Origin of the sequence: Paenibacillus herberti (genome assembly GCF_002233675.1) — a bacterium.
In the GTDB taxonomy this organism is placed as follows: Bacteria; Bacillota; Bacilli; order Paenibacillales; family Paenibacillaceae; genus Paenibacillus_O; species Paenibacillus_O herberti.
The window spans coordinates 903,154-905,393 of record NZ_NMUQ01000002.1 but is presented as its reverse complement, the minus strand read 5'-3'; the positions used below and the strand labels follow the sequence as shown (position 1 = coordinate 905,393).

At 54.1% G+C, this 2,240-nt stretch carries 1 rRNA gene (running past one end of the window); it reads right to left on the bottom strand.

From position 1 onward, the window contains the following. Positions 1-10: 10 nt before the first annotated feature. Positions 11-2,240: ribosomal RNA gene (locus CGZ75_RS16420) — 23S ribosomal RNA — on the bottom strand; it runs 709 nt beyond the window's last position.

Sequence of the window (2,240 nt, the reverse complement as noted above, 5' to 3'; positions counted from 1 at the left end):
CTTCACTGATTTGGATAAGCCCTCGACCGATTAGTATTCGTCAGCTGCACGCATTGCTGCGCTTCCACCTCGAACCTATCAACCTAGTCGTCTTCTAGGGGTCTTACATACTGGGAAATCTCATCTCGAGGGGGGCTTCGCGCTTAGATGCTTTCAGCGCTTATCCCGTCCGTACGTAGCTACCCAGCTGTGCTCCTGGCGGAACAACTGGTACACCAGCGGTACGTCCATCCCGGTCCTCTCGTACTAAGGACAGCTCCTCTCAAATTTCCTGCGCCCACGACAGATAGGGACCGAACTGTCTCACGACGTTCTGAACCCAGCTCGCGTACCGCTTTAATGGGCGAACAGCCCAACCCTTGGGACCTACTTCAGCCCCAGGATGCGATGAGCCGACATCGAGGTGCCAAACCTCCCCGTCGATGTGGACTCTTGGGGGAGATAAGCCTGTTATCCCCAGGGTAGCTTTTATCCGTTGAGCGATGGCCCTTCCATTCGGTACCACCGGATCACTAAGCCCGACTTTCGTCCCTGCTCGACTTGTAGGTCTCGCAGTCAAGCTCCCTTATGCCTTTGCACGCTTCGAATGATTTCCAACCATTCTGAGGGAACCTTTGGGCGCCTCCGTTACATTTTAGGAGGCGACCGCCCCAGTCAAACTGTCCACCTGACACGGTCCCTCTGCCGGTTTCACGGCAGCAGGTTAGAACTCCGATACGATCAGGGTGGTATCCCAACGGTGCCTCCACCGAAGCTGGCGCTCCGGCTTCTTAGGCTCCCACCTATCCTGTACAGATCGTACCAAAGTCCAATATCAAGTTACAGTAAAGCTCCATGGGGTCTTTCCGTCTTGTCGCGGGTAACCTGCATCTTCACAGGTATTAAAATTTCACCGGATCTCTCGTTGAGACAGCGCCCAAGTCGTTACGCCATTCGTGCGGGTCAGAATTTACCTGACAAGGAATTTCGCTACCTTAGGACCGTTATAGTTACGGCCGCCGTTTACTGGGGCTTCGGTTCACAGCTTCGGATTGCTCCTAACCGCTCCCCTTAACCTTCCAGCACCGGGCAGGCGTCAGCCCGTATACTTCGCCTTACGGCTTCGCACAGACCTGTGTTTTTGCTAAACAGTCGCTTGGGCCTTTTCACTGCGGCCCCCTCGGGCTATTCACCCTACCGAGGCACCCCTTCTCCCGAAGTTACGGGGTCATGTTGCCGAGTTCCTTAACGAGAGTTATTCCGCGCGCCTTAGCATGCTCTGCTCGCCTACCTGTGTCGGTTTGCGGTACGGGCACCTTCACCTGGCTAGAGGCTTTTCTTGGCAGCTGGAGATCATAACCTTCGGTACTATAATTTTCCCTCCCCATCACAGCCCAGCTTTATACGGTTTGCGGATTTGCCAACAAACCAGCCTCACTGCTTGGACGGACACATCCATCGGTCCGCGTTACTACCCTTCTGCGTCACCCCATTGCTCATAACGGTTTACGGTGGTACAGGAATATCAACCTGTTGTCCTTCGACTACGCCTTTCGGCCTCGCCTTAGGTCCCGACTTACCCTGAGCGGACGAACCTTCCTCAGGAACCCTTAGGCTTTCGGCGGATCAGATTCTCACTGATCTTTTCGTTACTCATACCGGCATTCTCACTTGTGTACTGTCCACCAGTCCTTACGGTCTGACTTCTACCCATACACAACGCTCCCCTACCCAAGTACCTAATGGTACATGTCATAGCTTCGGTGGTGTGTTTAGCCCCGTTACATTTTCGGCGCAGAGTCACTCGACCAGTGAGCTATTACGCACTCTTTAAATGGTGGCTGCTTCTAAGCCAACATCCTGGTTGTCTGGGCAACTCCACATCCTTTCCCACTTAACACACACTTGGGGACCTTAGCTGATGATCTGGGCTGTTTCCCTCTTGACGATGGATCTTAGCACTCACCGTCTGACTCCCGGTTATACATGACTGGCATTCGGAGTTTGACTGGACTTGGTAACCCTTGGCGGGCCCCGCACCCAATCAGTGCTCTACCTCCAGCATGCTCAACACCGAGGCTAGCCCTAAAGCTATTTCGGGGAGAACCAGCTATTTCCGGGTTCGATTGGAATTTCTCCGCTACCCCCACCTCATCCCCGAATTTTTCAACATTCGTGGGTTCGGGCCTCCAGTGCGTGTTACCGCACCTTCACCCTGGACAGGGGTAGATCACCCGGTTTCGGGTCTACATCCACGTACT